At 50.1% G+C, this 19,365-nt stretch carries 15 protein-coding genes and 1 tRNA gene; 7 read left to right on the plus strand and 9 right to left on the minus strand.

Translation table 11 applies throughout. The features are described from left to right. Positions 1-650: 650 nt before the first annotated feature. From ACLPHM_RS15770 to ACLPHM_RS15780, 3 genes are all read right to left on the minus strand, one after another. Positions 651-938, minus strand: a complete 288-nt coding sequence (locus tag ACLPHM_RS15770) for a DUF5339 family protein (protein WP_430222160.1) — start codon at positions 936-938, stop codon at positions 651-653. 294 nt (positions 939-1,232) lie between these two features. After that, a complete protein-coding gene (locus ACLPHM_RS15775) occupies positions 1,233-2,810 on the minus strand; it encodes an SEL1-like repeat protein (RefSeq protein WP_430222161.1) in 1,578 nt (525 codons plus the stop codon). 390 nt (positions 2,811-3,200) lie between these two features. Further along, positions 3,201-3,276: transfer RNA gene (locus ACLPHM_RS15780), tRNA-His, on the minus strand. 143 nt (positions 3,277-3,419) lie between these two features. On the opposite strand from ACLPHM_RS15780, the gene ACLPHM_RS15785 reads away from it, so the two are divergent. The 5 genes from ACLPHM_RS15785 to ACLPHM_RS15805 all read left to right on the plus strand — a co-directional run bounded on the left by ACLPHM_RS15785 (position 3,420) and on the right by ACLPHM_RS15805 (position 7,520). After that, the gene (locus ACLPHM_RS15785; protein WP_430222162.1) at positions 3,420-4,046 is read left to right on the plus strand and encodes an L-threonylcarbamoyladenylate synthase; all 627 of its coding nucleotides are present in this window, start codon (positions 3,420-3,422) and stop codon (positions 4,044-4,046) included. A 76-nt stretch (positions 4,047-4,122) separates the two neighbouring features. Next, on the plus strand, positions 4,123-4,773 hold the full coding sequence (locus ACLPHM_RS15790) for a site-2 protease family protein (protein WP_430222163.1): 651 nt from the start codon (positions 4,123-4,125) through the stop codon (positions 4,771-4,773). An 83-nt stretch (positions 4,774-4,856) separates the two neighbouring features. Further along, positions 4,857-5,762, plus strand: a complete 906-nt coding sequence (gene dapA, locus ACLPHM_RS15795; protein ID WP_430222164.1) for a 4-hydroxy-tetrahydrodipicolinate synthase — start codon at positions 4,857-4,859, stop codon at positions 5,760-5,762. A 5-nt stretch (positions 5,763-5,767) separates the two neighbouring features. Then, positions 5,768-6,892 carry an outer membrane protein assembly factor BamC gene (gene bamC, locus ACLPHM_RS15800; protein ID WP_430222277.1) on the plus strand — a complete coding sequence of 375 codons (1,125 nt, stop codon included), beginning with the start codon at positions 5,768-5,770 and terminating at the stop codon, positions 6,890-6,892. A gap of 130 nt (positions 6,893-7,022) precedes the next feature. Beyond that, a complete protein-coding gene (locus tag ACLPHM_RS15805; protein WP_430222165.1) occupies positions 7,023-7,520 on the plus strand; it encodes a hypothetical protein in 498 nt (165 codons plus the stop codon). Between the two features lie 110 nt (positions 7,521-7,630). On the opposite strand, the gene mutS is transcribed toward ACLPHM_RS15805, so the two are convergent. The 3 genes from mutS to ACLPHM_RS15820 all read right to left on the minus strand — a co-directional run bounded on the left by mutS (position 7,631) and on the right by ACLPHM_RS15820 (position 12,088). Then, on the minus strand, positions 7,631-10,303 hold the full coding sequence (mutS, locus tag ACLPHM_RS15810) for a DNA mismatch repair protein MutS (protein WP_430222166.1): 2,673 nt from the start codon (positions 10,301-10,303) through the stop codon (positions 7,631-7,633). Between the two features lie 163 nt (positions 10,304-10,466). Then, a complete protein-coding gene (locus ACLPHM_RS15815) occupies positions 10,467-11,108 on the minus strand; it encodes a LysE family translocator (protein WP_430222167.1) in 642 nt (213 codons plus the stop codon). Between the two features lie 191 nt (positions 11,109-11,299). Then, complete coding sequence (locus ACLPHM_RS15820; RefSeq protein WP_430222168.1) at positions 11,300-12,088, minus strand: AraC family transcriptional regulator; 789 nt, start codon at positions 12,086-12,088, stop codon at positions 11,300-11,302. Between the two features lie 106 nt (positions 12,089-12,194). Between ACLPHM_RS15820 and ACLPHM_RS15825 the strand changes: the two genes are divergently transcribed. Continuing rightward, entirely contained in the window at positions 12,195-13,415 is a 1,221-nt protein-coding gene (locus tag ACLPHM_RS15825) for an MFS transporter (protein ID WP_430222169.1), read from the plus strand. A 1-nt stretch (position 13,416) separates the two neighbouring features. Here the strand turns inward: ACLPHM_RS15825 and ACLPHM_RS15830 are convergent, their stop codons facing one another. Next, entirely contained in the window at positions 13,417-14,286 is an 870-nt protein-coding gene (locus ACLPHM_RS15830) for an AraC family transcriptional regulator (RefSeq protein ID WP_430222170.1), read from the minus strand. 218 nt (positions 14,287-14,504) lie between these two features. On the opposite strand from ACLPHM_RS15830, the gene leuA reads away from it, so the two are divergent. Then, a complete protein-coding gene (leuA, locus tag ACLPHM_RS15835) occupies positions 14,505-16,184 on the plus strand; it encodes a 2-isopropylmalate synthase (protein ID WP_430222171.1) in 1,680 nt (559 codons plus the stop codon). A gap of 649 nt (positions 16,185-16,833) precedes the next feature. Here the strand turns inward: leuA and ACLPHM_RS15840 are convergent. After that, positions 16,834-17,826, minus strand: a complete 993-nt coding sequence (locus ACLPHM_RS15840; RefSeq protein ID WP_430222172.1) for an alpha-L-glutamate ligase-like protein — start codon at positions 17,824-17,826, stop codon at positions 16,834-16,836. Positions 17,827-17,829: 3 nt separating this feature from the next. Beyond that, complete coding sequence (locus ACLPHM_RS15845) at positions 17,830-19,362, minus strand: UUP1 family membrane protein (protein ID WP_430222173.1); 1,533 nt, start codon at positions 19,360-19,362, stop codon at positions 17,830-17,832. Positions 19,363-19,365: the final 3 nt, after the last annotated feature.

Genomic DNA, 19,365 nt, shown 5'->3' on the forward strand with positions numbered 1-19,365 from the left:
ACAGAATTGTGGACTTAGGTAAAGAACAGAGCGTGCTATCTGTGTGGCTATTGGTATTTTAGTAAGAAGGACGCCGTGGGATGAAGGCTGCAATCCAGTGGCTAGTGTGTTTTTAGTAAGCGGGGACGCATTTTTTTACTACTGGTAAGGGTCTAGAGAGGGGATATAGATACTATGTGCTGAACTTTTTCGTTGTGGCGGTTTTCTAATTTATTGAGTATTGAGTATTGAGTATTGAGTATTGAGTATTGAGTATTGAGTATTAGGGATTTTTGTCTGCTGAATTATTGGTTTTTTTAGAAGTGTTAAGCGTTAATTATGATTTTATTTGTAGTGATTTGAATTTTATTTTTCATGAATTTTTATAATTCACATCAATAGAATCACTAAAGCATGTATACGCAGTTAACTCAGGCTTCACGTTGAGCGATTTAGGGCAGGGCGGGAAGTCGGCGGTGGCGCACGCTAGGCAGCTCTATACTTGTGGTGTGCTGATGCGTGGCGAGGGAGGTGAGGGTAAGTGCTGCAGGTCAGAAATAGCTGTAAGAAATATGGGTTTTCTGTTTTTCTTAAATATTGAATATAGGTGTGAGGGGATAAGGACCACATGCAGAAAGAGTAATCCCCTTCTACATGTAGTGCTTCACTGCTTAGTGACCCATGCTTTTCATCATTTCTTCAGCTTGTTTCATCGCATCATTAGCAGCGTTGCATGCTGCATCTTGTGAATCTTTAGGCATCGATTCGATCATTTTTTTGGAATCATCGTATTGTGCTTTGATCATATCTACTTGGCCTTTCATGGCGTCGTGAGAAGCGATTTGTTCGACGTATTTATCTACGGCTGCATAGTAGTCTGTGCATGCTTGGGACAAATCGGCAGCAAAAGTAGCCGAAGACATAGATGCAATAACGCCTGCCAAAATTATTTTTTTCATAAATTGCCTGATTCTAGTAAATAAAGAATGAGTATCTGTATAGGTCTACAGTGACTCTGTGAAAGCCTAAAACTTGCACGGGTGTAATTTAAGCAAAATTGATTAGGCTTAAGGGTTACGGAGTGTATCTGGCTTGGTCCGCAGGTTATGTCTGTAATGAATTGCTGAAGAGCGATAATCTCAGGATTAGCCTGCGAGGCGTTTTAGGATGGTTTGAGTATGCAGTGACAAAGAAAAAGCCCCATTAAGGGGCTTGGGTGTACTGCTAAGGCGAAAAGAAATAACTCAGAAGGTCTATTTATTCAGGACGTTGTAGTTGCTGCAACCACTGGCGTGTCCATTATCACAAGCTTGTTTGAAAAGCTCTTTCGCAGTTGCTCTGTTTTGAGGGGTACCTTTACCTGTGTCGTACATCACCCCTAGATTAAACTGTGCAGAAGCATGGCCCTGTTCAGCCGCTTTCTCGAACCATTCAAACGCTTTAGTATCGTTTTTAGGTGTTCCCTGACCGCTGTGATACATAATCCCTAGATTGAGCTGCGCAGAAGCATGGCCCTGTTCAGCAGCCTTCTCGAACCACTCAAGCGCTTTAGTATCATTTTTAGGAACACCTTGGCCCGTGTCGTACATAACCCCTAGGTTGTACTGTGCGGAAGCATGGCCCTGTTCAGCCGCTTTCTCGAACCACTCAAGCGCTTTTGTATTATTTTGCTGAACACCTTGGCCAATGTCGTACATAATCCCTAGATTGAACTGTGCAGAAGCATTCCCTTGTTCAGCCGCTTTTTTGTACCACTCAAACGCTTTTGTATAGTTCAGAGTAGTGCCTTGACCCATTTCGTACATGCTTGCTAGATTGAACTGTGAAGAAGCATCCCCTTGTTCAGCCGCTTTCTCGTACCAAGCAACAGCTTTAGTTTCGTTTTTGGGAACGCCACGACCGTTGCGGAGCATATTCCCAGCGTTAAATTGTGCTTGAGCCATCCCTTGCTCGGCGGCTTTTTCGTACCATTCAAACGCTTTAGCGTCGTTCTGGGCAACGCCCTGACCAATGTCGTACATAATCCCTAGATTGAGCTGTGCGGAACTATGTCCTTGTTCAGCGGATTTTTTGTACCACTCAAATGCTTTTGTGTAGTTCAGAGGAATGCCTTGGCCTGTTTTGTACATAACGCCAAGGTTAAACTGCGCTTGAGCCATTCCTTGCTCAGCGGCTTTTTCGTACCATTCAAATGCTTTAGCGTCGTTCTGGGCAACGCCCTGGCCCGTGTCATACATAATCGCTAAGTTAAACTGCGAAGTTGCATGCCCTTGTTCAGCGGCTTTCTCGTACCACTCAATAGCTTTTGTATAGTTCTTAGGAACGCCACGACCATTACGGAGCATATTCCCTACGTTAAATTGCGCTGGAGCAATGCCTTGTTCAGCAGCTTTCTCGTACCATTCAAACGCTTTAGTATCGTTTTGGGGAGTGCTCTGACCGGTTTCGTACATAATCCCTAGGTTAAATTGCGCAGCAGCAATGCCTTGCTCAGCGGCTTTCGTGTACCACTCAAATGCTTTTGCCTCATTTCGAGGAACACCCTTACCCTTGTCGTACCTAACTGCTAGGATGAACTGCGACGATGTATGTCCTTGTTCCGCTGCTTTCTCGTACCAATCACGTGCCTTTTCGTAGTCGTTCATTTCGTCATAAAGAAGGCCTAGATTGTATTGTGCGATAGGGTTGCCCTTTTCTGCTTCACGTTGAGCGGTCTTAAAAAGCTCTTGATTCTCGGGTGTCAGAGAGGATATAGGCTCAGCGATAGACACAGAGCTGATACCCATGAAAAGTAGCAAGTAAGTGAAAGATTGCGCCCATGTTTTTTTCATTATCAATTCCAGTCGTCGCTTAACAAGTATTCGAGGAGACTCGATCATAGCAACTTAATGAGTAGAGTTAAGTGGCATTTGGTTTCGGTTTATCTTCAGATCTCTGAAAACGTCTTGATAGGTCGGATAGCGTCAGCTACCCACTGTTTTCCAAAATACTGTGTTTAAAAACAGAGCTATAAATGACAAAGCGGCGCAGTAGGTTACAGCGTGTATCGCGTTTTTTTCGGTCTGTAATGCTCGTTGTTAAATGCCGGTAAAACAGGTGTAATAGACGAAAAAAAAAAGACCGCTGTGTGCGGTCTTTGTTCTAAAGCTTAATTTTTTGTTCCAGTTTTCATTGTATGGGAAGCTAGTGTTTTTATAACCCAAGGAAAACTAGAAAGAATCTGGGGTGACCGATGGGGCTCGAACCCACGACAACCGGAATCACAATCCGGGACTCTACCAACTGAGCTACGGCCACCATTGTGTAGCAAAGAAAAATGATTATAGCAGTATTTTTATTTTTTGCACAAGTTTGCAGCAAAATAAATAAAGTTTAACGAGTTTGGCGAGAAACAGCGCTTTGCTCTATAGTGGATCAGACCTATACAAAGGAGTTTGACTATGACACAGGTATTTGTTGTTCATCCTGAAAATCCCCAAGGACGCATTCTGGCTCAAGCCGCACAGATCCTAGCTAAGGGCGGTTTAGTTGCCGTGCCAACTGACTCTAGCTATGCCGTGGTTGCGCGTCTGGACGATAAGTCAGCCGCTGAAGATTTGCGACGGGTACGTGGTCTGGATGAGCGTCATAACCTAACGGTGTTATGTCGAGACTTGGCAGAGATTAGTACATTTGCCAAAGTAGGGAACAGCCAATACCGTTTGTTGAAGATGGCTACGCCTGGTCCATGGACATTTATTCTAGAGGCCACTAAAGAAGTACCTCGCCGTGTGTCTCACCCATCACGTAAGACTATCGGTATACGTGTGCCGGATAACAAGATTGTGCGCGAGCTGATTGATCAAGTGGGCTCGCCGTTGTTGTCGACTACGCTGATTCCTGAAGGGGAAAGCGAGGCGCTCAATGATGTGGCTGAAATCGAAAAGCGCTACAAGGGCCAAATTGAAGCGGTGGTAGATGGTGGGGCATGCTCGATGCAACCAACTACCGTGATCGACCTGACTGACGAAACACCGGTAGTGGTGCGTGTAGGGGCGGGTGATCCGGTTAAATTAGGCCTATCGTAAGGGTTAAGGCAGTTTTTTTGCTTTTGTGCACGAGTCTGGTGAATAATGGCAAAAATGCTTTGAACTACGGTTTTTCATGAATGACTTAATACAGACCATCACGGTCTATGCTCTGCCTGTTTTGTTTGCGATTACGTTGCACGAAGCCTCTCACGGCTATGTGGCTCGCTTCTTTGGCGATAATACAGCAGCACAGGCAGGGCGCATTACGCTGAACCCCATTCCCCATATAGATCCCATCGGTACGATTGCTGTACCGCTATTCTTACTATTTACTACTAGCATGATGGGCGGGGCTGGTTTATTGTTCGGTTGGGCGAAGCCCGTACCAGTTAACTGGTCCAAACTGCGTCAACCTAAGCGCGATATGTTGTGGGTGGCGTTGGCTGGGCCTGCGTCTAACTTAGTGATGGCCATAGGTTGGGCTATTGCGCTGCGTTTTATGCTGGATAGCGGCGTGCCACACACAGGTTTCTTCCCTCGTATGGCAATCGCCGGTATTTGGGTGAACTTGGTGCTGATGGCCCTAAACCTGATTCCGTTGCCACCACTAGATGGGGGCAGGATAGTATTTAGCTTGCTGCCTAATAAATGGGCGTATCAGTATGGCCGCATCGAGCCATATGGCATGCTGATTTTGATTGTTTTGATGCTTACTAACGTATTAGGCATAGCTTTAGGACCATTTTTGTCGTTTGGGCAGAAAGTGGTGAGCTGGTTCTTATGATTTTGCGGTGAATCCTGTAAACTGCAATGATCTTTATGTTGTAAGATGTGTGCCGCTTTTTGATTCTGGAGAAAACCTCGATTATGGCAAACTCGGAGAATGCAACGCCTGTATTTCAAGGCAGTATGGTTGCGCTTGTTACCCCTATGTTCCCGGATGGGCAGTTGGATATCGAGGCGTATCGAAAGTTGATCGATTGGCATGTGGCTGAAGGCACAGATGCTATCGTAGTAGTGGGTACATCAGGTGAGTCGCCTACCGTCAGCATGGATGAAAACGCCGAGCTGATTAGCATTGCTGTGAAGCACGCTGCAGGCCGTATCCCTGTGATCGCTGGTGTAGGGGCTAACTCTACTGCTGAAGCTATCGAACTGTCCCGTCATGCACAAAGTGTAGGTGCTGATGCGGGTCTGTCCGTGGTGCCTTACTACAATAAGCCTACTCAAGAAGGTATGTACCAACACTTCCGTAAAATTGCGGAAACGGTTGACCTGCCATCTTTCTTGTATAACGTACCAGGCCGTACAGTCGCTGACATGGATAACGACACCATCGTACGTTTGGCTCATGTGCCAAACATCATTGGTGTAAAAGATGCTACTGGAAATATCGGTCGCTTGAGCGCACTGCTGCGCGACAAACCAGAAGAATTCATTGTGCTGAGCGGTGACGATGCTACTGCTGCTGCACTGATACTGCTAGGTGGTAAGGGTAATATCTCTGTGACTGCCAATGTGGCACCACGCATGATGCATGACCTGTGTATGGCCGCTTTAGCAGGCAATTTGCCAGAAGTTCGCCGCTTGAACATGGTGTTGGCTGAACTAAACAGCAAATTGTTTATCGAAGCCAATCCTATCCCTGTAAAATGGGCGCTGGCTGAAATGGGGAGAATGCAATTGGGTTACAGATTGCCATTGACTCCCTTGAACGAGAAGTTTCACGATATGTTGCGTCAAACATTAAGGGATGCAGGTCTGATTTCATGAGAACAATGCGTTTAACCAAGATTTGTGCCGCCTTGACGGTAGGCCTAGGTGCTGTAGCGCTAAGTGGCTGTTCCACTCTGGAAGAAATTACCGGTGGTTCAGAAAGCGTAGATTACAAAAGTACAGTACGCGGCGAGCCTTTAAGCGTTCCACCTGATCTAACACAAGCTCAGGCCGATGCTCATTACAAAGCACCGGAAGGCACCAGCTTCAGCAGCTACATGCAGTCACGCGAAGCGCAGCAACAAGCTGCCGCTAGTGGCTCTAACATCCTGCCGCAAACAGATGGTATTGAGGTTAAGCGCGATGGTCAGTTGCGCTGGCTGGTTGTGGACATGCCCGCAGAGAAAATTTTCCCAGAAGTGATTGAGTTCTGGGGAACGCAAGGCTTTACGATTCGTAGCCAAGATCCTCGTGCTGGTGTGATCCAAACAGACTGGGCTGAAAACCGTGCCAAGATTCCTGAAGGCTGGATTCGCAGTGCGTTGGGTGCCATCGTGGACCAAGTGTTCGACAGCGGCGAGCGTGAGCGCTTTACTACCCGTATGGAACGTGTGAATGGCAAGACTGAAATTTACATCAGTCACCAGCACATGGAAGAAACGCCTACACCTGACGGTACAACCTTCAAGTGGGTATACGGTAAAGAAGATCCTAACCTGAACGCAGCCATGTTGGCTCGCTTGATGGTGTACTTGGGTACTGATCAAGAACGTGCTCAGTCCAAAGTGACACAAGCGGAACAAACAGAGCGCGGTACAGCAGTAGAAACTGTCACTACCTCTAGCGAAGCCTTCTTACGTTTGAACGAGCCGTTCGACCGCGCATGGCGTCGTGTGGGTGTAGCGATTGATTCCGCTGGTTTTGCGTTAGAAGATCGTGATCGTTCCAGTGGTGAGTACTTCATCCGTTACTTGGATTCCGACACTGGCGAGAAAATCGAGCAAGCCAACATCTTTACTCGTATGTTTGGTGGTCGTAACACGGCCGAAGCTCAGGTATTCCGCATTCGTGTGGTTGCTCAGGGTAATGGCTCTGTGGTTACTGTGCTGGACAAAGATGGTCAAACCATCTCTACCGATACGGCCCGCCGTATCATCACGGTACTGTCCAACCATATCGGAAAATAAGCAGTACGTTTTTCGTGAAAGCCCACCTACACACAGGTGGGCTTTTTTATTGCACTAAAGGCTAGACAATCATCCTCAACTTATAGATAATGAGAATTAATATCATTTAATGTTGGTGATGAGGCAGGACATGACTAGTGCATATCTCTCGGCGGTAACGATGAATCAGGCAGAGCAATCTCGCTTGGATAAGGCTTTGCGCAAAGTACTTAAACCGGGTAGCTGGGGTATGTTGTTATGTGTGGCCAGCTTTATTTTGGCATCTGTGCTGGTGGCGTATGTGGGTTTGCAGTGGCAAGAGCGTTTCTCTACCACTAAGCTGGATGCCGGTACTAAGACGCTGACGCATGCATGGGATGGGGCAGCCTACTTAGAGCTGTCACCAGGCGCTAAGGCCAATGTGGTGGAGTATGGCAATAGACGCGAAGTCTATATGCTCACAGGCTCTGCTGTTTTGCATGTATCAGGCGATCAAGCGATGCCTACGTCTTTACACATAGGCAATAAGGTCTACCCCATTGCGGATGCGACAGTACAAGTTTCTGTGGCGTCGGAACGCCATAGCGGTTTGGCCACCAATCATGAGTTGTTAGTATTACAAAATACCGTGCCTGACCCTTTAGGCTAAAACAGCCTTACGTATATAAAAAAAGCCCCGCGTGTGTACGTGGGGCTTTTTAGTATTCAGGGTCATGAGCCTTGCTGTGCAGGGCAATGCCCATGTGGGCGATCTTCTGTTTACTGGCGTGGAAACTGCTGCTTCCAGTCGTACAGCAAGTCCAACGCATCGCGTGCACTTAAGTTGTCCACATCCAGTTCATTAAAGCGGCGTTGTAGCTCTAGCGCTTGCTCATCTTCAACACTAGGTACGGCAGCTAAGCTGTCTTCCGCTGCAGGAGCAGAGAACAAATCTAGCTGATTGCTAGGGTGTTGCGATTCCAGATGGTTCAGTTCGCGCATGGCTTGTCTAATCACTGCCATAGGAATGCCAGCACGTTGGGCCACTTGAATACCGTAACTACGGCTGGCGGGGCCTTCTTGAACTTCGTGCAGGAACACAATGCCTTGGGAGGACTCAGCCGCTGCTAAATGCACGTTCACGCAGGCAGGTTCGCTATCGGGCAGTCGGGTGATCTCAAAGTAGTGCGTGGCAAAGAGTGTTAGGGCTTGGTTGTGAGTTAGCAAGCGATGTGCGATGGCCCACGCCAAGGCTAAACCGTCGTAGGTAGACGTACCTCTACCAATCTCATCCATCAGCACAATACTGTGAGAGGTGGCAGAGGCCAAAATAGCCGCCGCTTCGGTCATTTCCATCATGAACGTAGAACGACCACCAGCCAAGTCATCCGCAGCACCAATACGCGTAAAAATACGATCCACAGGGCCAATACGTGCCGCCGTAGCGGGTACGTAGCTGCCGGTACGGGCCAGTAGAGCAATCAGTGCATTCTGACGCATGTAGGTGGATTTACCGCCCATGTTAGGGCCGGTAATCAGTAGCAAGCGTCTGTCGTGGCGCAGATCACAATGGTTAGGTGTGAAGTGCTCAATGCTGTGCTCTACCACAGGGTGGCGGCCAGCTTGAATCCATACACCAGCTTGATCGCTCAACTCAGGCGCTACCCAGTCATTCATCAAGGCGTGATGGGCAAAAGAAGCCAGTGCATCAATTTCCGCTAAGGCAGAGGCCGCCAATGACAAAGGAACCGTGAAATCGGTCAGCGTTTGCAGCAGCGTTTCAAACAGGAATTTCTCTTTCGCCAAACTACGTTCTTTGGCGGACAGCACTTTGTCTTCCCACTCTTTTAGCTCGGGCGTGATAAAGCGCTCTGCATTTTTGAGAGTTTGGCGACGACGGTAGTCTTCGGGCACATTGTCGGCTTGAGCACGGTTAACCTCAATAAAGAAACCATGTACGCGGTTGAACTCTACACGCAGGGTAGAGATACCTGTACGCTCGCGCTCGCGCTGTTCCATTTTCATCAGGAACTCGCCGTTATCACTGGCGAGTGAGCGCAGTTCATCCAGCTCGCTATCGTAGCCATCTGCAATCACGCCACCATCACGTACTAAAAGGGCGGGTTCAGGTGCAACCGACTGGTGCAATAGAGTGGCAAGTTCAGGATCTAACTGTAATTGGCGAGTCAAACGTTCCAGTGCTGGGGTGGCAGGAAAATGCTGGCTCAACAGTTGATGAAAAGCAGGTAACTCTTGCAGGGCATCGCGTAGGCTAGCCAGCTCGCGCGGCCGCACACTGCTTAAGGCGATACGGGTAGAAATACGTTCTAAATCGGGGAAGTTACGCAGCAGTTTATGTAGCGTCTGAAAGTGCTGGCTAGGTACGCCAGTGAGCAGCGACGACACGATTTGCTGGCGTTCCAATACGGCATCGTTATTGCGCAGTGGGTGGTGCAGCCAACGGCGTAGCAGACGCGCACCCATTGGGGTTTGGCAATGATCCAGCGTAGAAAACAGTGTGGGGGAGGTCTCACCACTAATGGTTTCAGTCAGCTCTAAGTTCTTACGCGTCACGCTATCCAGCACCACAAACTCGCCGCTGTGATGCACGCTTAATTTGTGGATGTGGTTTAGGCTTTGCGATTGTGTATGGCTGACATAACGCAGCAGGGCACCAGCCGCACACAACGCTACAGGGTAGTCATCCAAGCCAAAGGCCGACAAACTATCTACAGCGAAATGTGTGCACAGTGTTTGCTCTGCTCCCGTGCTTTCAAAGTGCCAGTCTGGCACACGGCTAAGCCTATAAGGGTTGGATAGCGTTTGTTGGCAGCTATCGCTCATGACCAGTTCAGCAGGTTCTAAACGGCTGAGTTCAGAGTCCAGCATATCGGGTTGGCATTCGCTCACGGTAAATTCACCGTTAGCCAAGTTCATCCATGCCAAGCCGATGACATCTTGACGGTTTTTACGCCCCGGTACCAAGGCAGCAATAATACGGTCGGCTTTGCTAGGGAGCAGAGCATCGTCGGTTAAGGTGCCGGGCGTGACAATACGCACAATTTGGCGTTCTACGGGGCCTTTGCTGGTCGCTGGGTCGCCCACTTGCTCACAAATAGCGACGGACTCACCCAGCGCGACGAGTCGTGCTAAGTAGCCTTCCATAGAATGAAAAGGCACACCCGCCATGGGCACAGGTTCGCCGTTAGACGAGCCACGTTTAGCCAGTGTGAGGTTTAGCAGTCGCGCACCACGCTCGGCGTCTTGGTAGAACAGCTCATAAAAATCCCCCATTCGGTAGAACAACAGATGCGAACCGGCCTCCGCCTTGAGACGCAAGTATTGCTTCATCATTGGCGTGTGATTCGAGAACTCCAAGGCTTCAATATCAATGTTTTGAGTAGTGTTGCTTTGCAATGATGTATCAGGAGTCGTACGTTTCTTGTCGGTCATGTTGGTGCTATCTGTGCCTATCTAAACGGGTGTAAAGAATGCAAGGGATCACGCTAGTACCTGTAGCAGGTAAAAGGGTGATCCCTAGTGTAGTGCATAGTCGCTATTGTCGCGTGGGATGGGTGGGTGATGCAATCCAATCCACGCGTAGGTAGATAAGGTGTTAGGTTGCTGCGCTATTTCTAGACAGTAGCAACCCACACCCCGCTGCTCCAAGCAACGCCGCACAACCACGGTTAAAACGGCGCTGGCGTTCTGGCACGGCGAACCATTTACCTAAGTGCGCGCCCATATATGCGTAGGCGGCGATGGCTATCCATTCCAATACCAAAAACAAACTGCCTAGCACCAAAAATTGTGGGGCAGCGGCGTCTGCAGGGTTCACGAATTGGGGCAAGAAAGCGGTAAAGATTAGGATGGCTTTAGGGTTACCTGCCGCTACCATAAACTCTTGGCGCATCAGTTTCCATAAGCTGTAATTTTTACTGGTGCTGCGGTTGTCGTCTTGGGGAGCTTGGCTGACTGGCGCACGCCACAATTGCCATGCCAAGTAGAACAAGTACATGGCGCCTACTACTTTGATGACGGTGAAGGCGATGGCCGAGGTTTGTAGCACCACGGCTAAACCGGACGCCGCAATAGCAATCATGCCCACAAAGGCGACTAAGCGGCCTATGCCTGCTAAGCACGAGACGCCAAAACCAAAGCGAGTAGCGTTAGAGACAGAAAGCAGGTTGTTGGGGCCTGGCGCCATATTTAAGGCAAAACAGGCAGGTATAAATAACAGTAGTAATTCTAAAGACATGATTAGGCTTTATTGCTGTGATTGTTAGGCGATAGCACGCCTTTATTCTACGATGCTAGGGTGCTGAATGCACTGTTGTGGCGCGATGATGTACAGAAACTTGACTCTGCCGTATAGGTGTATGGGATTAGCTGCATGGTCTAGCGTATTACGACTACAGAAAGGGCATGAGTCGAGGTTTCTGCATCATCTTATTGTTCTGCAATATAGCGACCCGGTGGTTTACCTAAGGCTTTGCGAAACATCGTAATAAAAGCACTGACGGACTCGTATCCCAGTGCATCCGACACGCGTTGCACACTAGAACCCGCTGCTAATTGTTGTAGGGCAATCAGTATGTGTAATTGCTGACGCCACCGCCCAAAACTCATACGGGTTTCACGTTGTACCAGTCTGGCTAAGGTGCGCTCACTCATCGCTACTTGTTCCGCCCATTGCGCGACGGTGTTGCGGTTGTTGGGGTGGCGTATGAGCGCATAAGCGATGCGTTGTAATACAGGATGTTCGGGTATAGGCAGGTGCAGTTGCTCTACCTGCATGCGTCGTAGCTCTTCGAGTAAGACGGCGGTGAGCTGCTTTTCATGTGGTAGATCTAAGTCGCTAGGATCTTCCAGTTGCGCTATGTGCCGGATCAGTTCTACGACCAAGGGGGTCAGTGATAGTGTGCAGCAGTGCTCGGGCAAGCCACTAATAGCAGGGTCTACAAACAGTAGGTAGACGTGCCCGTTGGCAGTGATGTGATTGCTGTGCAGCATACCCCCGGGAATCCATACCCCACAGCGCGGTGGCACCATCCACATGCCGCCTTCAGCTTGACACATCACGCCACCTTGAAACGAAACGACCAACTGCCCTTTATGGTGTCGATGAAAGGGTAACTCTCTGGATTCTTCGCGTGCATTATCCCGTAATGCCGTGACAGGGTATGGCAGAGCATCGGGATCAAAGCTAGGCGCGGCTTGATACGGAGGAGCTGACATAAATGTTGACCGTTTTTAGCAATAAATAGTCATTATAAGTAAATTCAGAAATCCCGGGGTGCGCTATCGTAGAGGCTGGCTAATTTACTATGTAGTGAAGATCTGTATGGCAGTATTTTCTAGACTTCCCCGCGCTGCTTGGCTAGTACTGGGGATTTTACTTTTCGCGACGACTCTGCGTGGTCCCTTTACCGCAGCGGGTCCCTTGCTGGAAAGCTTACGACCTGTGTTTGGGCTAAGCACCAGTGAGGCAGGGTTGCTCATTACGTTGCCACTGTTGAGCTTTTTTGTGGTGTCGCCATTTGCGCCGTTGCTGGCTCGAAAAATCGGCTTAGAGCGCGCGCTGTTTGTGGCCTTGCTGATTATGTGCGGTGCTATCGTGCTACGCTCATCGGGGTCTCTGTGGGGGCTGTATGCCGGTACCAGTATTTTGGGGGCGGGGATTGCGGTAGGGAATACCTTGTTGCCTAGTTTGCTGAAGCGCGACTTTCCTACGCAGATTACGACACTGACAGCGGTGTACGCCATTACCATGGGTGTGGCATCGGCCGCAGGCTCGGCCGTGGTAGTGCCATTGGCGCAAAGCCTCAACTGGCAATGGTCCTTAGGCGTATTTCTGGTATTGCCCTTGCTAAGTGCCTTGATCTGGTTGCCGCAACTTAAAGCAGTACGTACTCAGCCCGCCACTACTACCACTAAGCAGACCACCAAGCGCAGCGTATGGAGCATGGGTTTGGCATGGCAGGTGAGCTTGTTTTTTGGTACCTCATCGTTGACGTATTACTCCGTAGCAACCTGGTTGCCCGCTATGTTGGTGGATTTGGGTTACAGCCAGGCGCAGGCAGGTTCGTTACACGGTTTAATGCAGTTGGCAACCGCTTTTCCTGGTCTGGTGCTAGTACCTTGGGTGAAACGCTCTAAAGATCAGCGTGGCATTGCGATCTCGATGGCGAGTTTGTCATTTTTGAGCTTGTTAGGCTTGGTATTGTTTCCTGTTGCTGCAACGGTATGGGTAGTCGTGTTTGGCTTTGGTGTGACAGGGACGTTTATTTTGGGGCTGTCCTTTATTGGGATGCGTGCTGCTACAACGGCACAAGCTGCTGCGTTGTCCGGTATGGCGCAATGTATAGGCTATTTGCTGGCTGCTACGGGCCCCATCGTATTGGGTGCTTTGCACGATAGTGTGGGCAATTGGCAAGTGCCTTTGTATGTGTGTATGGCGTTATGTGTACTGCAGTCGGTATTGAGTATGGGTGCAGGTCGCGCTATACATTTGCCGCAGGATGAGCCAGTAGCGGAAGCAGCGGTCGCTGCCGCCGCTGAGTAACCTACGTTTGGCGTGTGGCTGCCACAAAGTTGGACGGCGACACGCCAAAGTGTTTTTTGAAGGCGACCGAGTACGCGCTGTGGCTTTCATACCCACAGGTCAGTGCAACGCTGACTATAGGAGCATCATTTAATAGCATGGGTAGCGAGTGCAGCAGCCTACATTGTTGACGCCAGCGTCCAAAGGTCATGCCCGTGCTGCGTTCAAAATGTCGATGAAAACTTTTGCTGCTCATGGCCAGTTGATTGGCCCAGTCCGTGGCCGTAAACGAGTGTGACAAGTTGGCGCTGAGGGCGTCACACACGTGGGCCATAGTAGGGTCTGAGGGCCACGGTAAATAGCAGGGCAAAGGCTGTTGTTGCTGTAATTCTTCTAGCAGTAATTCTGACAATAGCTGATGACGCCGCGAGAGAGTAGGGGGCGTAAAAGTGTCTTGTGATAACGCAATGATTAGCTCTCGCAGCAGCGGTGATACGTGCAGCACAGCGTCTTGATCAGCCAAGTGGTTACTGATTTCGGCCTTGATAAACAAGCCATGTGCACGTACCTGACTATAGGTAAAAAACGCATGGTCCGTTTGCGGGCGCAGCCATACCGCCGTGGTGGGGGGAAGCAACCATTCGCCACTGTCAGCCTCTACCCGCATCAATCCTTCGGCGGCATACAGCAAGTGATAGCAATCATGCTGGTGTGCAGGAACGTGCGTCTGGGCGGGGTAGTGCCCATGCACACCCGTGACCAGTAATGTACTTTGCTCGTGGTGCTTTAGATCTAGAAACGAGGCAATTCCGCCGTCTACAGTCATCGCCATAGGGTTGTCTATTTTGAACAATAATCTGTCTATTTTTCTGTAGATAGACAATTGGGTCAAGCTTACACTGTGTATTCCTTGGATGGATTTTGGGTTTTACGCCATGCCTCACGTACTACACAGCCTACGACTACTACGCTCCCTGACACTAGGTTGGGGTCAGTGCGTCGTTGTGCGCACCGTGACTTGTCCTGATTCCCCGTGGCCCCAACCGTACTAGCTTTTCCCTAGCAAGGGGAGTCAGGCAAATCATCGAATTTGATTTTCCTGAGGTGTTTATGCTGAGTAATCCGGCCCAAAAATACAAACCTTTTCCCGCCATCAATTTGCCTGATCGCCAATGGCCAGAGCGTACCTTAACGCAGGCTCCGGTGTGGTTATCTACAGATTTGCGCGATGGCAACCAAGCCTTGTTTGAGCCCATGAACAAAGAACGCAAACTGCGTTTGTTTGATGAGCTGGTGCGCATTGGTTTTAAAGAAATAGAAGTGGGTTTCCCATCGGCATCGCGTACGGATTTTGAGATTGTGCGCCATCTGATTGAGGATAAAAAAATCCCTGATGATGTGACCCCTATGGTGATCACACAATTGCGTCCTGATTTGATACGTGAAACGGTACGTAGCGTGATAGGGGCTAAACGTGTGATTGTGCATTTCTACAATGCCATTGCCCCAGCATGGCGTGAGTTGGTGTTCAACATGGAAGTGCCGCAAATCCAAGCCATGGTGCAAGAAAGCGTGCAGTTGCTGCGTGAGTTGACGGACCAGCATCCAGAAACAGAGTGGGTGTTGCAGTACTCACCAGAAACCTTCTGCATGGCCGAGTTAGAGGTGTCGTTGTTGATGTGCAATACCGCCATAGAAACGTGGGATGCAGGCCCTACGCGCCCCATGATTATCAACCTGCCTACCACTGTCGAAGTTTCTACGCCCAATGTGTTTGCCGATCAAATAGAGTGGATGCACAGACACTTGAACCGACGCGAACATGTGGTGTTATCCGTGCACCCGCACAATGACCGAGGCACCGGTGTGGCCTGCGCCGAACAAGCCATGTTAGCGGGTGCGGAGCGGGTAGAAGGCTGCTTGTTTGGCAATGGTGAACGCAGCGGTAACTTGGATGTGGTGACCTTGGCGTTGAACTTGTACACCCAAGGCATATCGCCCAAGTTGGATTTTTCAGATATTTCGGCCGTAGCCAGAATTGTGGAAGAAACCACGGCGTTGCCTATACACCCTCGCCATCCTTATGTGGGAGACTTGGTGTTTACGGCATTTTCAGGCTCGCACCAAGACGCGATTGCCAAAGGCTTTGCTGCACAAAAGCCCGATGCCGTATGGCGTGTGCCGTATTTGCCCATAGACCCACAAGATTTAGGACGTACTTACGATAGTATCGTGCGGGTGAATAGCCAGTCAGGTAAGGGTGGCATCGCCTTTTTGTTGCAACGTGATTATGGCGTGGTGATGCCTCGTCGCATGCAAGTGGAGTTCAGCGCGGTGGTGCAGGAGCATGCAGACAGCAGTGAAACCGAACTGAATAGCGCGCAGTTGTGGGCCTTGTTTGAGCGCTGCTATTTGGGTGACCAACAGGCATCCCCTGCGTATGTGTATCACGCTCATAAGCTACACGATACCGAGGGAGGGCTGCAATCCATCGTCTTGGAGATGACAGGGCCAGACGGTAAACGCGTCAGTGTAGAGGGGACGGGTAATGGTCCTATAGCAGCAGCGGTAGCCGCCTTAGGATTACCTGTGCGTTTGGACAGCTATGAAGAGCGCAGCATGGGTTCAGGAGCCGATGCGCAGGCCATGGCTATTGTGGAAGTGGTGTGGCCGGGCGTACCAGGTTCGCGCTTTGGGGTTGGGCAGCATCCTAACATTGTGACGGCCTCTATTCAGGCGGTGCTTAGTGCGATGAATAGGTTTGTAGCGACGATGCCTGAATTGTCGTAATTGCGGAGGTCTGGCGATGGTATGCATTGTGGCATTGTTAATGTGTCACTATCGTATTCATCGCACGCACAGGGGGACTGCAGGAATACTTTTTTTGATTTGAGACACCAAATCAAAAAAGTTTCCTCTCCGTCCCCCGAGCATTCCACTGTTGATAGGTTTATTGCCCTTTCTTAATCAGGCGCAGGCTACAGCCATCCATTGCTGATCTGTAGTTGCTGCGGATCTTACACTCGCTGCAAGACTACAGGCGTTGTTCTGCTTCTAAACCATGGGAGTTGTCATCAGATTACGGCAAAGGGACTACTCACTCTTAGCAATCAACCTAATAATGAATAGCCCCTCACCGTAGTTACTGTAGCTAGCACATGATTGCCTGTTAATGACAGAGTGTATTCGTCAGAAATACGAGCTTCTACAGCAACTACCAAAGCCAACCCTTAGGCAAGCGACGAAGGGAAGGCGGATGGAAGTGTTTTTTTATTTGGTGTACAAATTAAAAAATACTTTCGCAGCCTAAGACTACGGCAGACAGTCGTGGCTGCGCGGGCTTTTTACACCCACACTTTCACACACAAGCGCCACATAAAAAACAACCCCTACCGTAACCAACGATAGGGGCTTGTTTGGTAGGCATAATCGCTAATGACTAACCGCGAGCCGCAGCCTCATCAATCAGCGTACGTAATCCTTTCTCAGCAAACCAATGCGCACGTTCGTCCGCGGTAGGCGGGTTTTCGGCGCGTTCTTCTAGCCAGTGATCAATGGCCCTAGTGCGCCAATGTAAGCCTTCTTGATTGGCGATCTGAATGGCCAAGCCAGGACGTGCGTTCAGCTCTAACAGCATAGGGCCGTGGTTAGCATCTAGCACCAAGTCCACGCCTAAATAGCCTAGCTCGGTCAGGTCATAACAGCGTGACGACAAACGCAGTTGTATGTCCCAATCAGGGATCATGTGACCCGCTACTGCCACCTCGGTATCGGGGTGATGCGTAATATGTTGGTTCAGCCAAACCCCAGCAGTGGTATGGCCGGTTTCCAAATCAATACCCGTACCAATAGCGCCTTGGTGCAAGTTAGCTTTACCGTCAGAGTGGCGGGTGGGCAAACGTATCATGGCCATGGCTGGGCAGCCACGGTACACAATAATGCGGGTATCGGGCACACCTTGGTAGCTTAAGTGCTCAAAGGCTTGGCTAAACTCCACACGCTGCTCGATCATGGCCGTGTCAGGTCTACCCCCTAAGGAGTAGGCGCCTGCCAAGATGTTGCTCACGTGGTGCGCCAAGGCTTCGGCACTCATCATACGGCCATTGGCGCGGCGGTAAGCACCTTTGTCGTCCTTGCCATTGAACACCAAAATACCGCTACCACCACTGCCGTGTACCGGCTTGATCACAAAGCTGGATTTGTCTTGTAGCATGGCCCCTAGCGAACGTATGTCACGGTGGGTGTGTATCACACCGTACAGTTCAGGCACCGCGACACCCGCTTTGATGGCAAGCTCTTTGGTGAGGATCTTGTCATCCACCAACGGGTAACGGCTGCGCGGATTCAGCTTGGCAATGTACTCGCCATTGCGTTGGTTCATGCCAGCAATGCCCAGACGGTGCAGTTCTCGCGGACTGATCCATCGTTTCATGGCTTACTCCTTCAGGCGTGGCAGCGAGCTAAAACGGAACAGCTCAGACAGACGGTAGCCTGTGTATCTACCCAAGGCCAACAGCAGAGCCAGTACCACCAGCACCAGTTCTGGGAACACAAAGAACAGGTGTTCTACATAACGGTTAACTAGCAGCAGATAACACACGGCAGCAACGACCAAACTGCCTGCGCCTTGTTGGATAGCGTCGGCCGGGCCGTGCTCTTCCCATACTAAGGACATGCGTTCGATGGTCATGGCCAAGACCACGATTGGGAATAAACCTAACGACAAACCAGCTTGTATATCTAACTGGTGCGAGAACACGGCGAGCAACGTCATCAACACCACAACGATGGTGACGACGGCCGCTAATCGGGGTACCAGCAAGAGTTTTAAGTGCTCCAGATAAAAGCGCAGTACTAAGCCCAAGGCCACGATGGTGCAGAACATGATCACACCGTGCACGAGCTGCGTTTCACGGAAGGACAGCGCAATCAGCACCGGCATAAACGTACCAAAGGTACGTAAGCCGATGACGTTACGCAAGAACACAATCAGCAGCGTGCCCACGGGTAGTAATAGCAGGATGCGGTAGGTGTTTTGCACATCAATAGGCAGCTCCTGCAGCGAGAAGCTCAAGAAGCTGTCTTCTTGTTTTTGTGCGGCAGCTTGGCTGGCAGCGGTCATGGCATCCAGATAGCTGCTGCTGGTAGACCACGTGACCTTACCTTGACGAGCACGATCCAATGTTAATGGGCTTGCGCTATCGCCTACCCACCAGACCAAGAAGTCTTCAGGAAAACCGCGTTCGCCCGTAGTAGGGTTTAACGCTACCCATTCACGGGTATTGTGAAATTGCAGCCACGGGATCGCGTTTTGGTGTTGGCTACGATCAGACAAGCTAAAGCCATGCACCACACGAGCAGGAATACGAGCACCAGCCAGTAAATCCACAATCAGTTGGGTGCGTTCTAATGAGCTTGCTGTGCGTGCCAAGAAGGCGGCTACGTTTTCACTAGGCTGGCTACGGTTAACCTCTTGCACCAACAAGGTACTGAAGGAGTCGATGTCGGCTGAGCGGCTACGAATATCATCCAGCAAGGCATCGGCAGCGGTAGCCAACGCAGGGGGCAATTCTGGTCTAGCAGCCACACCGGGGAAGCCCTGTTGTGCTACAGGTTGGTTATCACGCACCAACTGCACACGGTAGTACAAGGTTTGTGGGCCACCGGGGCGACGTTGTGTCCATGTGGCGGTGCGGCCGTCTTTGGTGGTTTGGGTGCTTAACCCGTAGCCACGGGAAATAAAGCTTTCATCCACAATGGTGAAGCCTGGAGTGTAGTCAGGCAATTGCAGTTCAGCTTTGACAGAGCTCCCCGAGGGAACAAAGTCCACATTGGCTTCTACGGTCCACGCCTCAACCTGACTCACAGGCATGAGGGGAAACTGCAGGACTCGAACTTTATAAAAGAAAAGGCTGCAGGCAACAGCCAGCAACACGAATACCAGCAACGGCAGGTGTAAACGTTTCATGAG

Origin of the sequence: Paenalcaligenes sp. Me131, assembly GCF_050487225.1 — a bacterium.
In the GTDB taxonomy this organism is placed as follows: domain Bacteria; phylum Pseudomonadota; class Gammaproteobacteria; order Burkholderiales; family Burkholderiaceae_B; genus Paenalcaligenes.

Bases quoted from the DNA above. Each gene is read 5' to 3' on its own strand.
- ACLPHM_RS15785 (WP_430222162.1), top strand. From the start codon at position 3,420: ATGACACAGGTATTTGTTGTTCATCCTGAAAATCCCCAAGGACGCATT.
- ACLPHM_RS15845 (WP_430222173.1), bottom strand. From the start codon at position 19,362: ATGAAACGTTTACACCTGCCGTTGCTGGTATTCGTGTTGCTGGCTGTT.
- ACLPHM_RS15820 (WP_430222168.1), bottom strand. From the start codon at position 12,088: ATGTCAGCTCCTCCGTATCAAGCCGCGCCTAGCTTTGATCCCGATGCT.
- bamC (WP_430222277.1), top strand. From the start codon at position 5,768: ATGCGTTTAACCAAGATTTGTGCCGCCTTGACGGTAGGCCTAGGTGCT.
- ACLPHM_RS15775 (WP_430222161.1), bottom strand. From the start codon at position 2,810: ATGAAAAAAACATGGGCGCAATCTTTCACTTACTTGCTACTTTTCATG.
- ACLPHM_RS15840 (WP_430222172.1), bottom strand. From the start codon at position 17,826: ATGAAACGATGGATCAGTCCGCGAGAACTGCACCGTCTGGGCATTGCT.
- ACLPHM_RS15805 (WP_430222165.1), top strand. From the start codon at position 7,023: ATGACTAGTGCATATCTCTCGGCGGTAACGATGAATCAGGCAGAGCAA.
- dapA (WP_430222164.1), top strand. From the start codon at position 4,857: ATGGCAAACTCGGAGAATGCAACGCCTGTATTTCAAGGCAGTATGGTT.
- ACLPHM_RS15825 (WP_430222169.1), top strand. From the start codon at position 12,195: ATGGCAGTATTTTCTAGACTTCCCCGCGCTGCTTGGCTAGTACTGGGG.
- ACLPHM_RS15790 (WP_430222163.1), top strand. From the start codon at position 4,123: ATGAATGACTTAATACAGACCATCACGGTCTATGCTCTGCCTGTTTTG.
- leuA (WP_430222171.1), top strand. From the start codon at position 14,505: ATGCTGAGTAATCCGGCCCAAAAATACAAACCTTTTCCCGCCATCAAT.
- mutS (WP_430222166.1), bottom strand. From the start codon at position 10,303: ATGACCGACAAGAAACGTACGACTCCTGATACATCATTGCAAAGCAAC.
- ACLPHM_RS15770 (WP_430222160.1), bottom strand. From the start codon at position 938: ATGAAAAAAATAATTTTGGCAGGCGTTATTGCATCTATGTCTTCGGCT.
- ACLPHM_RS15815 (WP_430222167.1), bottom strand. From the start codon at position 11,108: ATGTCTTTAGAATTACTACTGTTATTTATACCTGCCTGTTTTGCCTTA.